Genomic DNA, 13830 nt, shown 5'->3' with positions numbered 1-13830 from the left:
GTATACATAAAATGTACTAAATTGGTTCCTATTGCAATTATTATTACTCAATTTTACGATTCAAAATTCAAAAAAAATATTTATGAATAAAAAAATTTTCTTTGCAATTACGCTTTGTTTTTCTTTGGTTACTCAAATGATTTCTCAGGAAAAACTATTACTTACAAATACTGAAAAATATAAACAATTCGGTCTAATTTGGGGATTGATGAAATACCATCATTCTGAAGTAAGTGCAGGAAAATATAATTGGGACGAAGTATTTGTTACCAATTTTGATAAGCTTGAAAGTGTAGATACACAAAAAAGTCTCGATGCATTTTTATTAAATTTTGTACTATCAGCAAAAGAAAGTAAGATCAAAACCAATACGAATACTGACGGTTTATTTACAAAAAACTATGATTATAAATGGATTGAGCAATATTCAGACAACAAAGAACTTTACACTAATCTAAAAAACTTACAAACCAATACAAATATTAACACTTACTATACTTCAAAGAGTGGCATCCCAACTTTCGAAAATGAAAAAGGATTTAAAGCATTTGACTATAAAATAAAAAGCCACAGATTATTGGAACTATTTAGTTTTTGGAATGTTATCCAATACTATAATGTAAATAAGTATCTGATGGACAAAAACTGGTTTAGTCAATTAGAAAATTTCATTGGTGATTTCACAAACAGCAATTCTCAATTAAAGTATGAGTTGGCAAAAACCAATTTGATCGTATCACTAAACGATTCACATTCCTATTATTTCTCAAAAACAGTAGTAGATTCTTTGCTTAAATTTAAGCCACCAGTCTCCGTGGTGAATATTAATGATACTTTAGTAGTCACAGGAATATTCAATAAATTGGCAGAAAAAGATGATTTGAAACTAGGGGACTTGATTATTGAGATTAATGACACAGGCATTAAATCGTTTCAAAAGCAAAAAATAGGATCAATGATTTCTTCTTCAAATGATACTCATTTAAAATTTTGGGCGAGATACATATTGTGGAATAAGGAAGATAGTATTAAAGTCAAAATAAAAAGAAAAGATGCTATTACTACAAAATATATTCATCTTTATAATACTTTTTCTAAAGATGAGGAACATTCTAGCCTCCCATTTTTTTCCTATAAAAAAGAATGGCAAATCATTGATGATAATATTGGCTATATAAATCTTGGTAAAATTTCAAAAGAGGATATCGAAAAAGCATTAGAAGCTTTTTCAAATACTAATGGGATTATATTAGACTTAAGAAATTATCCTAAAAATATTTCAGGCTCAGAAATTGCCGAATATACCTATCCTGAAAGAAGAGAGTATATTAAAGTTCTTTCACCATTAGCAGAAAGACCATCTTTGGCAAACTTTGGCAAACCTTCAATCAGTATGATCATAGATCCTTTTAAAGCTGGCGACAAAAACTCAAAATACTACAATAAAAAAATTATTCTGTTAGTAAACACTTCCACTCAAAGTAAGGCTGAGTACATCGGAATGATTATTCAACAATCTCCTTCTTGTATAACTTTAGGCCAAATGACATCGGGTGCTCCATTGAATGTTGCCGTTTTCAAACTGCCTGATGGAACAGAAATTCAATTTACTTCAATGGGAGGATTTTATCCTGATGGTACGGGTGTGCAAAGAAACGGTTTGAAAATAGACCACTTTGTAAAGGAAACAACATCAAATTTTACCGCCGATCAATATATTCTGAAAGGGATTGAATTAATAAATGCCGCAAAAAACAAAGCAAATTAATTTATGTACCAATTATTGACGCCTAAATAGCCTCCTTTAACAAATCAACAACAATCGATACTCGCCATCATTTTCTTTTGGTGCTCTGTGAATGCAAGGCAGTACTTGTTGTTTGGGGTGATCTACAGCCAGGCGCCAAAGATGCATTTTTCCTAAATTGATAGGTGATGCATCCTCATTTATCTGATAATGCAAATCGAAATAATTTTCCGTTAAAAAGCTTTCAAATTCTTCCTCTGGTCCATTATGCAACTCTTTTAGTTTTGCTCGGATTTTTGGAATTAAAACTTTTTGTTCTGCTTGAGAATTAGGTATAATGTCACTAGAAGCTCCGTAATAGGTGCATAAAAAAGTGTCTGTTGCAATAGGCGAACGATCAACATGAAACGAATAAACATCTGTCGATATGAAATCAAATTCATCATCACGTTCATAGCATTTCAGCAAATTAAGAGACGGCGATGCTCCAAAATCTGTTAATAATTGCAAATCATTCAGGATTATTTCTCTTGCTGTATTTCCCTTTTCTGAAAGTTGCAACGCTAGTAGATCTTCAGGAAAAATTTCGGTTATATTTTCTTCTAAAGATAATTTAGCAACAATCTCTTTAAAATTGCCATCCAAATCTCTGTGCCAACATAAGGCATTTGTTTCTCCTTTGAAATTTGTGTTCACAAGTTCAGAAAAAGTAGATACAATTCCTATTTGATTGTTGGCAGAAAATTCATTACTCATCATATAATTTTAAAGAAGCTAATAATTCGACTTTTAATATTTATTGATATAAACCGTTTTCTTGTTTACAAATTCCTGAATACCATCTTGCGAAAGTTCACGGCCATATCCCGAATTTTTAGTTCCGCCAAAAGGCAATCTCTGATCACTTTTCACCAGTTCGTTCACAAACACCGCACCTTCGTTAAATTTCGGCACTAATCTAGACGCTCTTTCGAAATCCTCTGTAAAAATTGTAACTCCAAGTCCAAACGGACTGTTGTTGGAAAGCGCAATTGCTTCTTCTTCATCTTTAAAAGCAGTAATTCCGATCAACGGACCAAAAACTTCTTCTTTAAAAATAGACATGTCCGTGGTAACATTTCCAATAACTGTAGGTTCAAAATAAGCTTTGTTCCTTTTGCCTCCCAACAAGATTTCTGCTCCCTTATCTAATGCATCTTTAAATTGTTTTTCCAATTCTTCAGCAAGATCAACGCGGGCCATAGTACCTATTGTTGTTTCCTCACTCAAAGGGTCTCCTGAGCGAAGCTTGCTTACTTCTTCTAAAAATGCTTTTGTAAACGCAGACGAAATGGAAGATTCTACCAACAAACGTTTTCCTGCAATACAGCTCTGCCCTGCATTTTGAAAGCGCGCTTGAACGCAAGTTTTAACGGTCTGTTGCAAATTACAGTCGGCAAAAACGACCAAGGCATTACTTCCTCCAAGTTCTAAAACTGTTTTTTTAATTTCACTTCCAGCAACTCCTGCCACAGCTCTTCCTGCGGCTTCGCTTCCTGTTAAAGTAACTGCTTTGACTTTAGGATTTTTGATGATTTCTTCTACCATTTTGCTCCCAATAGGCAAATTTGTAAAACATCCTCCAGGGAAACCTGCTTTTTCGAATATTTTTTCAATACTCATAGCACTTTTCATGACATTGCTGGCATGTTTTAAAATTGCAACATTTCCTGCCATTAGTGCCGGCACTGCAAAACGCATAACTTGCCAAAAAGGATAATTCCAAGGCATGATTGCCAAAACAATTCCTATTGGCTCATAGCTTACATAACTCTTATATGCTTCTGTTTCGATTATTTTATCAGAAAGCATCTTAGAAGCGTTCTCAGCATAAAAATCACATAAAGCCGCACATTTTTGTACTTCTGCAATTGCTTGAGTAATGGGTTTTCCCATTTCCTGAGTTATAATTTGAGCATATTCCTTTGAATTTTTCCTCAATTCCTCACCCACCGCTCTCATCAATATTGAACGTTCAGAAAATTGAGTTTCTTTCCAAATCGCATATTGAGCATCTGCCTTATCAATTGCATTTTCAACATCTTTTATACTAAATTCTGCGACTTCATATACAGTCTCCTGATTATATGGATTTATAGACTTTATCATATTATTATTTTTTACCGTATCTATTAAAAACTTTTAATAAGATACAATTTATTTTTCACATACTAAGACACTGGTTCTTTTCAAAAAAAATGACAGCATAAAGTAGAAATCAAAAGTAGAAAGATTGCGGTTAATTAAATAAAGCCGAAAGAAAATAAAACTTTCGGCTTCACATTATTTTGTTCTAAAATGTTTATTTCATTTTTTCTCGTTCATCCAAAAATATAAGGGCGGAATTAATATTGGTGCAAAAAATAATGTACTCGTCAATCCGCCTATAATTACCGTTGCGAGCGGGCGTCGCACATCTGAACCAATACCTGATGATGTAGCGGCAGGAATAAGACCAACGATAGCGACAACCAGAATTGATAATAAAGCTCTTAATTGCTCTTTTGAAGCGGTCAATACATTTTCCTGCAAATCATCTTTGTTAAACAATGTTTTTCTGTTTAAAGCTGATACAAGAAGCACGCCCGACATTACTGAAATTCCAAAAATGCTCACAAAACCAACACCTGCAGAAACATTAAAATAATACCCTCTAATAAGCAAAGCCATAATACCGCCGCCCAAAGCAAACAAAATACAACTCATTGTAATCATAGTATGCTGAAAATTTTTATAGAGCATAAACAAAAACAAGAAAACCATAATAATGGTTAGAGGAATGGTGAATGCCAATTGTTTTCCTGCTCGTTCCAGATTTTCATATTGCCCTCCGTAAATGATGCTATAACCTTTAGGAACAGTCACATTTTTCCCTACTTTTTCTTGCAGTTCTTTTACAAAACTTCCTTGGTCTCTTCCTTTGATATTGGTTCTAACTGTAATCATGCGTTTACTGCCATAACGATAAATATTCGTTTGTCCTTCAACGAAATGTATGTTTGCCAGCTGATTCATTGGGATTAATGCACCGTTTGAAGAGGGTACCAAAATATCTTTGATCGCATCGATAGAGTTTCTGTACTGTGGCAAAAAACGAACTACAATGTCATAACGTTTTGCACCATCATATAAGGTCGAAATTGTTTTTCCGCCAATTGCTACCTCGATCATATTTTGAATATCGGCCACATTGATTCCAAATCTCGTCGCTTGTTCTCTATTAATATCAATTGCTAATTGCTCTTGATCTCCTTCTTGTTCAATATTAACATTATCAGCACCTTGAGTGTTTTTAGCAATTTGGGCAATAGTTTCAGCCTTTTTTCTCATCATTTCCAAATCATCGCCTACAACAGAAACTGCTAGATCAGCCGCACTTCCGTTTACGATTTCCATAACCTGATCGATAATAGGCTGTCCCGAAGAAAATTGTACCGATGGAATTTCTCGCCGCCAGATCGTTTTTTATTATTTCGACCAAATCTTTCTTGGCAATCGTATCGCTCCAGAGTTTATAATCTTTTAATCCTACTAGAATCTCATTTCTATTAGCAGGAAATGGGTCGGTACCATCATCGTTACGCCCTGTTTGCGTTATTACGTAAGATATTTGCGGATATTTTGCGATTATTTGTCTAATTTTAGGAGCATACTTCGCATTTTCTTGTATCGAGATTCCGGCTGGAAAATTTCCTCTTAAAAAGATTGATCCTTCATCTAATGTTGGCAAAAATTCGGTTCCTAATTTTAATCCACATAAAATAAATATTGCAACAATCGAAAAACCAATTACTGTTGTTTTTTTATGATTATTTAAAAAACGAGCTAATGCTTTTTCGTATGAATTAGTCAAATAGTCCAATACCACATTTTTGTGCTCTTTTATGGGTTTATCTACATCTAGCATTGCCTTTCGATAAACAAACGAAATTAAAACCGGAATAAAGGTAAGTGCTCCGAGCATGGAACCGATAACGGCAAAAGCCAAAGTCAAGGCCATTGGCGAAAACAATTTACCCTCTACTCTAGTCATTAAAAGTATTGGCATATAAGCCAAAATGATAATCGTTACAGAAAAGAAAATTTCTCGACCTACTTCCTGCGCGGCCTGAAGCGTGATTTGAACAATTCCTTGTTGTTTTTCTTCTGGTGTTGCTGTTCGGTATTTCCTTATAAGATGTTCCGCCATTAGACAGGCGCCGTCAACAATAATTCCGAAATCTATAGCACCAAGCGAAAGCAAATTGGCAGGAATACCCGTAAGTCGCATTAAAATGAAAGCAAACAATAATGAAAACGGAATGGTTAAAGCCACAACTAATGCGCTTCTGACACTTCCTAGAAACAAAATCAATAATATAATTACAATCGAAATTCCTTCAAATAACGTGTGCGCAACAGTTTCCAGCGAATGATCAATCAAGAAAGTCCTGTCGTACATAGGACGCAGTTTTACGTCTTGAGGCAAATCATTTTCCTCTAAATCGGCCATTCTTTCTTTTAAAGAAATCAAAACCTCACTCGGATTTTCATATCTTCTTAAAAGAATAATTCCTTCAACACCACTGCTTACATCTTTTTTGTCTTTGGTAACTGTATATCCCATAACGCCGCTTGGCGGAGGTGGCGTAATTTCAACAGTTGCTACATCACGAACAAAAACCGGCACTCCATTTTCAGATTTAAGTACAATGTTTTGAATATCTCGCTCTGTTTTAATTGCTCCTAAACCACGTACTGCAAAACCTTGTCCGCCTCTTTCAATTATATTTCCGCCTGTGTTTAGGTTGTTTGCATCGACTGCATCCATTACGTTTTTGAGCGTAAGATTGTATTTTCTTAGTTTTTCTGGCGAAGTAATAATATGAAACTGCTTTAATGGTCCGCCAAAAGTTGTTACATCGGCAATTCCTGGAACTTGCAACAAAGCAGGTTTTATCACCCAATCTTGCAAATCTCTGAGTTCTGCCTGACTGTAATTTGCCGGAGCTTCTACAACATATCTAAAAATCTCACCTACTGCGGTAGAAAGTGGTGCTAATGAAGGCGTGACACCATCTGGCAATTCAGCCTCTGTAAGTCGCTCTGTTACCTGCTGACGTGCAAAATAATCGTCAGTACCGTCTTTAAAAGTAAGCTGTACTACTGACAAACCAAAAATAGTTCTGCTTCTTCGGTCTAAAACATTTGGCGTATTCTGCAAGGCTCTTTCAATAGGAACCGTGACTTGTTGTTCTACTTCCTCAGCCGCTCTTCCGTCATATTGTGCTACAATGATCACATTGGTATCTGCAATATCCGGATATGCTTCTATTTTTAGCTTGGTAAAACACCAAAAACCAATCGACATTAAAACAATGCTGATTGCAATTATAACCCAGCGGTTACGAAGGCTGAATATTAGTAAATTTTTGATCATATGTTTACCATTTTTCTACATGATTCGTAACTATAAAACCTCCATTATACACTTTTCTTAAAGCTATTAAAGCAGATTTTACCTTTTCGTCTTCGTCTATAAAATTGATCAGTAAAGGAATTTTATCAAAACTGAACAAATCATGAGGCCTATTTAAATACCGACTGGCTCCATAGCCTAATTTGCCATGAAATACTGTAGCTCCCTCGATTTTGTGCTCGATCAAAAATCGTAAAATGTACTCGTACAAAGGTTGCGTTCCTTTTAACTCGTCTTTATCAATATATACTTGTGCTTGTGTCATTGTTTTTCTTTTAAAGTGTTAGCAAATACTATTTTCACTCTCTTTTTACAGACATAATCTTTATTATCAATACCCAAAACTGAGTCCTTTTAACTGCATAACGCCTTTAACCGCTATTGCATCACCGCTTGTTAAACCGCTATAAACAACAATTCTGTCTCCTATTTGATTTCCTATCGTCACTTCTGTACGTTCAAATTCTTTGTCGCCTTTTTTACAAAAACATAATTTTTTGCTTGAACCGTTACTAATGAATTTTTATCGATACTTATATTATCTCCTTCGCTTACACCAAAAGAAACTGTCGCAAACATGCCGGCCTTAAATTTGCCGCTTGCATTGCTCAGACTAATTCGCAGTTTCACCATTCTGGTTGACTGATCAATCATATCAGCAATGTCATCAATTTTTCCTGAGAATTTTTCATTCGGAAAAGCTGTGAATTGCACCGTACAATTATCTCCACTTTTTATTCTGCTTATCTGATTCTCTGGAATATCACAAATAATAAATGATGTTCCTGCTTTTGCTTTTTGAGTGCTTCGGGTTCAAATCCTCCGGCTTTCAAGTTCGTTTCGAACTCAATCAAGGTCGCTTTCTCATTGGCCAAATTGGTCTGTTCTACAGATAATGCTGTCTGAGCTTCGAGCAAATCTTTTCCTGTTGCGGCACCGTGCGCCAACAAATCTTTAGCCCGATCAACTTCTATCTGTTTTTGTTTTATGTTTTTATTCTGAATTTGATTGATATTAGCCAAATGCTGAATAAGCTGGGTGTAGCTGGCGGCCAAGTCAGGATTTTCAAATAAAATAATATTTTGCGACGCTCCTTCCTGTGATTTCATGACAGTTGCAGAAACTTTTGCGGGAGCCATAATTTGATTATTAAGAACCGAATTCCCTATAGATTCTGTTTCAAAAAAAACAACACTGCTGTCAGTAGGAAATACAATAGTTTTTCCGTTATTCGTAACCTGTGGCATATTGTTTACAGCTTGATCTTGTTTATTTTCTTTTCCGCCGCAGGCATAAAGAAATAATGCTATAATGCCGCTATACTTTATTAAATGTTTCATAAGTAGATAATTTTATTTTTAATGAATCTCGAAAATTATCGCAGATCATTATTGTGCTATTTGATTAATTAATCCTGAAGCGTAAAGTAATGTGATATAACTCCTCCTGTATTCTTGCATAGAATCGTAATATTGTTGTTGTATATCGAGCCAACTTCGTTGTGCCTCTAGAAAATCGATAATAGTTGTTCCACCTCTTAAATAGGAATATTTTACGCTCTTTAGAATATTTTCTGATCTCGTCAGCAATCCGCTAAAATTTTCAAGATTGCTTTTTTGAGTCTGATAAGCATTAAAAGCATTCGTTATCTCTGTCCGAATTAAAACCTCGGTAGCTTGTAAATTCTGCTCGGCTTGTTGTTTTAGGTAACCTGATTTTTTTATTTCACCTTGATTTCTCGAAAAAAACGGAAGTTCGACCGTACCATACAAACCAACATACGGAATTGTATTTTGCGGATTGTAAATTAATCCGAGTTCAGGCTGTGGATAAGCTAATGACTTTTGAAGATTAATATTCGTATTGGCAACATCTAAGATTGATTTAGAAGCCAAAACATCGGTTCGTTTATCTAAACCTTCTTGCAAAAATCTTCTAAATTAGAAGGCAGAACGAATGTAAAATCATCATTAGAATCAATGTTAATTTCATCCTGAGTGCCTAGCAAATATTTAAGGCTAAGCAATTCGTTTTTTAGATTTTGCTCAGCTTTTTTTATTTCTAATGCATATTGATTTGCCAGCAGAGTCGTTCGGTTTAAATCTGTTTCTGTAATTACTTGATTTTTTAAACGTACTTTATTTATAATTACCAAACTATCTAAGTTACCGCTGGCTTTTTTTACTATTTCTAATTGTTTTTGCGCTGCCCAAACATCAACCCATTTCAAGCCTACATCCTGAAAAAGATTACGTTCTATTTCATTGTAGTTTTTTTGTGTCAGAACCGAATTTTGGCTTGCAAAATCAATTTTGTTTTTACGTGTTCCTGCAAGCTGAAAAACTTTTCCTAATTGCAAATTCGTTTGTGTATTGGCGCTATTAAGAAAACCAGTATTTGGTGCATAATTTTTTTCTCCAGCTACGCCAATATAATTAAATCCCAAAATTAGATTGGGCCTTAATTTTGCTGTCATAATATCACTTTCAGCCATATTGATATCATAATACTGACCTTTGAGAACGGGATTGTTTTTCTTTGCTGTCTGAAGGGATTTTTGAAGATTGTAATTGGTTTGTGAAATTCCGTTGACTGAAGACAAACTCAACAAAACAAATAAAAGAAAGTACTGTTTTTGCATAGCTTTATTCTTTATTTATTGCATTATAAATATACGTAAAACCTAATTATCAAACAATTAGAGATCATGAAAATAAAATCTATCATTTATCCTCTTTATCTACCCTAAGTTAAAAATTATCCATTTTTGATTTTTTTAAAGATGTTTCAAATTATAACTTGGAACATAATTTTTGAAAGTTATTTTTTTGAAGAAAATCAAAAGAAAATTAAGAACAAGCAATAAAAAAAGCCGCTCCTAAAAAGGAACGGCTTTCGAACTATATAAAGAACCTACTAACTCTACTAGTTAAAAAAATAACCAAATGTTACTTGAAAAACTCTATTCTTCATATTGCTGTTAATAATGTAATTGGTGTTTGAAGTTGCATCTTTGAATACATTGGTATAAGACATATTGTATCTTGCATCTACATAAAATCTGTCTTTGAACTGGTAACCTAGTCCAAAATTTACTGACGCATCTACTCCATTCGAATAATCTTTCAAATTAAGATTCTCATAATTTTCGTATCCTAAAAAGTTGTCCTGATATTCGTTTTTAGCCTTCAAAAGTATTCCCACTTGTGGTCCTGCCTGAAGGCTTAAACCTTTGGCTACATAATATTTTAACATTACAGGAATGTTTATGTAGTTTAAGCTTACTGTGCTTTTGTAATGTGAATTTTGAACGTCGGCATCAGCATACGAAAACTTCATTCCTTGCTGGCTGTATAGTAACTCAGGCTGAACCGAAAAATTCTCGGTTAAAGGAATTTCTCCCATTAAACCAACCGTAAATCCGCTTTTGCTTGAAGAGTCTATTTCACTTTCATCAAAAGTAAGACTCGAAATATTTAAACCTGCTTTTACACCCAGTTTAACCTTTTCGGTTTGAGCTGTTACAGTTGCACACAACATAAGTGTACACATAATTAGCATGGATTTTTTCATAATATTTAATTGTTTTTAAGAATGGCAACGCTAAAAAGAGTCGCCATTTCTATCTGTAATTTTGTTACTTCTTGATAATTTTAGCCGAATATTTTTTGCCTTGTATTGTACAATCTAAAATGTACACTCCAGTAGTTAATTCGCTAAGATTTATCGTTGATGGCATACTAGAATAGGTCTTGTTCCAAAGCACATTACCATTCATAGCAACTATTGCAATTTGAGTTTCACCTTGAACATCATCGGCCAAGAAAATGTTTACATTATCTACAACTGGATTTGGGAAAGCTCTAAATGGATTTGTTAGTTTTCCAATAATCAAACCTTTAGACTCATATGATACCGACATGCTGTTACATCCATTACTATTTGTCGTCTGAAGGCTATAACTTCCTTCCCAAATTGTTGCTACCGCTTTTTCAGTTGCATTTGGAATTGGTTTTCCATTTAAAAACCATTGGTAAGAAACAGCATCTTCAGAAGCAATTATTTTCTTATCGTCTAAAACTCTAATCGAAGGTTGCTTATTTTCAAGGACTGTAATACTAGTATTGAAAATTTTACCTAATCCGTATTCATTGTAAACTGTTACATAATACTCGCCACTTTTCGTTGTACTATATGTTGGATCTGTTGAACCATCGAACCATTCGTAAGCTTTGTATTTTCCTGGGTTCAAAATTACCTCAGGACCGCAAACATTTCCGCTTACCAATTCAGATTCAAAAGTGTCAAATGTTACACTTACTTTTCCTGTAATCGAACATCCGTTTTTCAAAACAGCAGTTACAATATAGTCTCCAGGTTTGGTTACTTCAATTGCATTGGTAGTTTCGCCAGTATTCCAGATAAATGAATCGGCATCAACTTCTTTACTCAATAAATTAGATTCGGCATTCAAATAAACGCTTTTACCTGCATATCCATGAACTGAAGCATTGTCAAATAATTTAAAATCTGCCGCTACTCCTTGATAAGTATAATCTTCGATTGTATTATTCTGAGCAATAATGTCATTCTCTAATTTTGCATTAAAATTAAATATGTGAGAATCTCCATCCACTAATTTAGGCTTTGTTTTAAAAGTATATTCGATACTTTCTCCAACAGGAATTCCTGCCGCAACAGCTTCTGAAATTTTCTCCGAAGTGTTTTTGTATTCCATATTTACCTGAATCGAATTGGTCGCAATAGCAATCTGACCTTCGTTTGTCAATCTTACTTTGTACTCTTCGTTTCCGCAAACATCTTTTGGTGATAAAATTTGCATCGAAACATCTGTAACTGCCTCGTTAAAGATTTTTAAATCATCTAAAACCAAATAAGAATAACCGGTCAGCCTTAGCATGTCTAAGACGAAACATTACTGATTTTCCTTTATACTTCGTGATATTCAAATCAACTTTTTTCCACTCAGTGTCAACATATGAACCTTCTTTGTTCGCTCTCCATAATTCTGTCCAAGTACCGCCAACTGTTTTAATATCTACAAGTAAAATGTCGTTAACGTTACTTTGCATTGCATAATAAAACTCTAAAGCACTTGCATTTTCTCCTAATTTGTACATTGGAGAAACTAATTCACTGTAATAAGCTAGGTTCTCTAACTGGCTGTAAAGCATGTTTGCTTTAGTATCGCCTGTATGATCTTTTTTAGGCACAGTCAAATTAACATTGTCTGGAGTCGTTACCACTCTCCATGGATAGTTGTCATCACTTAAACTAGAAACAAATCCTTTTTGACCAAATAATGAACCACTTGGTGTCGTTGAGAAATTTTCAAGGCTTAATTCTGAAGCTTTTGCAACAACTTCAAAAGATCCTTTTATAACTTGAGCTTGATCTTTTGGTTCAGTAGCAGAATATGCTTTTACAGCAATGTCATATTTTCCAGTCGCTAACTGTGGCAAATTATCAATTTTGTACGTAATTGTCTGTCCTACTAATATCTCTCCTGTTTTTTCAAAAGAAATTGGATTTCCAACAGCAGTTCCGTTTTGAGAAATTTGATATTCAATCGTAAACTTATCCAATGCATTATAAGCCGAATTTCTAAAGTTTACATTAAATTCATGAGAAGGTGCATCTTCGTAAACCGTTTCTGCAACAACTAAATTAGAAGGTCTTAAATTCGATTTCTTTTCTTTAATTTCGATATTATCTACTGCAAAACCGTTTGCAAATAATCCGTTGTCATTGTGTACGAATGCTACCATTACACATGATTTGCCAGCATATTCGGTTAAATCTACACCATATTCCCACCACGAACCATAATACGGAATGTGGAATACTTCTTTCCAAGTCTGACCTCCATCTGTACTCACTTTTACAGCTCCGTCAGAGAGATGTTGAGCATCACCAAAACCATCAAATGATAAATGCGCTTCTTTGTAATTTGTCAAATCAAATACCGGCGAAACCAACATATCGTTTGCTTCATCACAGTTGCATTTGTCATCATTACTTGCCATGAATTTTGTATGATCATCAATAAACCATCCTGGCGAACCTAGATCTGCGCGAGTTCCTTGTTTCCAACCTGCAGATCCTTTGTTTTCAAAAGTTCTCCAGCCTTTGTATTTAGAAACATCTTCAAAATCCATTTTATATGGAAGTACAGAAACTTTCATATCTTCATTATTCCAATTATCGTATGCCAATACATAAGAGTTATTGGCTTGCTTAACATCTTGCAACATATCTTCTGGAAAAACAGTTAATGTTACAGTATGCTCGCCAGTTGTTTTCAAACTAATATTTGGAACATTGATTGTAATGGTGTCTTTAAACTTAGCAAAATTCAAAGTCATTTTTTCAGTTTTAGAGAAAATTTCACTTTTTGTCGCATCTAAAACTTTAGTTGTTACATTAACAACCTGACTCGTCGTAGCGAAATTGTTAGTTATTTTTGCTTTTACCGTAACATTTGTATTGTTGATGTCACATTTACCTGCATCTAATTTTGCATCTATTATTGCTAAATCATAAGGAGCATCGCTTACAAGAATGT

At 34.2% G+C, this 13830-nt stretch carries 13 protein-coding genes; 1 reads left to right on the top strand and 12 read right to left on the bottom strand.

Going from position 1 to position 13830, the window contains the following annotated elements:
* Positions 1-82: 82 nt before the first annotated feature.
* On the top strand, positions 83-1768 hold the full coding sequence (locus ACQ9BO_RS15025) for a S41 family peptidase (RefSeq protein WP_431241399.1): 1686 nt from the start codon (positions 83-85) through the stop codon (positions 1766-1768).
* A gap of 36 nt (positions 1769-1804) precedes the next feature.
* Here the strand turns inward: ACQ9BO_RS15025 and ACQ9BO_RS15020 are convergent, their stop codons facing one another.
* The 12 genes from ACQ9BO_RS15020 to ACQ9BO_RS14965 all read right to left on the bottom strand — a co-directional run bounded on the left by ACQ9BO_RS15020 (position 1805) and on the right by ACQ9BO_RS14965 (position 13630).
* Positions 1805-2503 (bottom strand): DUF1826 domain-containing protein, encoded by a 699-nt coding sequence (locus tag ACQ9BO_RS15020; protein WP_431241398.1) that lies wholly within the window; start codon positions 2501-2503, stop codon positions 1805-1807.
* Between the two features lie 33 nt (positions 2504-2536).
* Positions 2537-3895 (bottom strand): NAD-dependent succinate-semialdehyde dehydrogenase, encoded by a 1359-nt coding sequence (locus ACQ9BO_RS15015; RefSeq protein ID WP_431241397.1) that lies wholly within the window; start codon positions 3893-3895, stop codon positions 2537-2539.
* A gap of 198 nt (positions 3896-4093) precedes the next feature.
* The gene (locus ACQ9BO_RS15010; RefSeq protein ID WP_431241396.1) at positions 4094-5182 is read right to left on the bottom strand and encodes an efflux RND transporter permease subunit; all 1089 of its coding nucleotides are present in this window, start codon (positions 5180-5182) and stop codon (positions 4094-4096) included.
* On the bottom strand, positions 5154-7205 hold the full coding sequence (locus tag ACQ9BO_RS15005; protein WP_431241395.1) for an efflux RND transporter permease subunit: 2052 nt from the start codon (positions 7203-7205) through the stop codon (positions 5154-5156). Before ACQ9BO_RS15005 ends, ACQ9BO_RS15010 begins: the two co-directional genes overlap by 29 nt.
* Before the next feature lie 4 nt (positions 7206-7209).
* Positions 7210-7509 (bottom strand): DUF190 domain-containing protein, encoded by a 300-nt coding sequence (locus ACQ9BO_RS15000; RefSeq protein ID WP_431241394.1) that lies wholly within the window; start codon positions 7507-7509, stop codon positions 7210-7212.
* Between the two features lie 179 nt (positions 7510-7688).
* Complete coding sequence (locus ACQ9BO_RS14995) at positions 7689-7982, bottom strand: efflux RND transporter periplasmic adaptor subunit (RefSeq protein ID WP_431245128.1); 294 nt, start codon at positions 7980-7982, stop codon at positions 7689-7691.
* 5 nt (positions 7983-7987) lie between these two features.
* On the bottom strand, positions 7988-8584 hold the full coding sequence (locus ACQ9BO_RS14990; RefSeq protein WP_431241393.1) for a hypothetical protein: 597 nt from the start codon (positions 8582-8584) through the stop codon (positions 7988-7990).
* A gap of 48 nt (positions 8585-8632) precedes the next feature.
* Positions 8633-9172: a TolC family protein gene (locus tag ACQ9BO_RS14985; protein ID WP_431241392.1), complete on the bottom strand. Its 540-nt coding sequence runs from the start codon at positions 9170-9172 to the stop codon at positions 8633-8635.
* Positions 9157-9885: a TolC family protein gene (locus tag ACQ9BO_RS14980; protein ID WP_431241391.1), complete on the bottom strand. Its 729-nt coding sequence runs from the start codon at positions 9883-9885 to the stop codon at positions 9157-9159. The genes ACQ9BO_RS14985 and ACQ9BO_RS14980 overlap by 16 nt, the downstream gene beginning before the upstream one ends.
* Positions 9886-10169: 284 nt before the next feature.
* Positions 10170-10817 carry a porin family protein gene (locus ACQ9BO_RS14975; protein ID WP_431241390.1) on the bottom strand — a complete coding sequence of 216 codons (648 nt, stop codon included), beginning with the start codon at positions 10815-10817 and terminating at the stop codon, positions 10170-10172.
* A 64-nt stretch (positions 10818-10881) separates the two neighbouring features.
* A complete protein-coding gene (locus tag ACQ9BO_RS14970) occupies positions 10882-12165 on the bottom strand; it encodes a T9SS type A sorting domain-containing protein (protein ID WP_431241389.1) in 1284 nt (427 codons plus the stop codon).
* Positions 12125-13630 (bottom strand): choice-of-anchor J domain-containing protein, encoded by a 1506-nt coding sequence (locus ACQ9BO_RS14965; RefSeq protein ID WP_431241388.1) that lies wholly within the window; start codon positions 13628-13630, stop codon positions 12125-12127. The genes ACQ9BO_RS14970 and ACQ9BO_RS14965 overlap by 41 nt, the downstream gene beginning before the upstream one ends.
* Between the last annotated feature and the right edge of the window lie 200 nt (positions 13631-13830).

Source organism: Flavobacterium sp. P21, assembly GCF_050632225.1.
Classification (GTDB): Bacteria; Bacteroidota; Bacteroidia; order Flavobacteriales; family Flavobacteriaceae; genus Flavobacterium.
This window is presented reverse-complemented; position numbering and strand designations above follow the sequence as displayed.